This is a genomic window from Microbacterium sp. FG3, assembly GCF_057809335.1.
Genome location: NZ_JBMDJT010000083.1, coordinates 1 through 375, shown reverse-complemented (window position 1 = coordinate 375; position 375 = coordinate 1). Strand labels below are relative to the sequence as shown.

At 85.6% G+C, this 375-nt stretch carries 1 pseudogene; it reads left to right on the top strand.

The features are described from left to right. Positions 1-68 precede the first annotated feature (68 nt). Positions 69-375 (top strand): annotated as a pseudogene (locus ACODR5_RS13555) (hypothetical protein); the annotation flags it as partial.

The following is a 375-nucleotide window of genomic DNA, read 5'->3' as shown; positions in this document are numbered from 1 at the left end:
GCGCCGAGGACGCGCCGGCCCCGGGCAGCGCCGCCGCCCTCCCGGTGCCGCCGGCGCCGCCCGCGCCGATGCCGGTCCCTCCCTCCGCCCTCCCGCTCGGTGACGACTCCACGCCCGCGGCGCCCGAGCCCGACGCGGATGCGACCGCGACGCCGGATGTCGCGGGCGCTCCCGCCGCCGGCCTCGCCCCGGCCGACGCCGCGCCGCAGGCTTCCGTCGTCCCGGGCGAGACGAGCTCCCCGAGCGCCCCGCCGGCCGCGGCCGCGACGTCCGGGACCGCGGTCGCCGCCTCCGCGGCCCTCGAGGACGCCCCTCCGGCCGCCCCGCCGGCCACGGTGCCGACGCGAGCCCCGGCCGGCCGCGCGGATGCGGCGC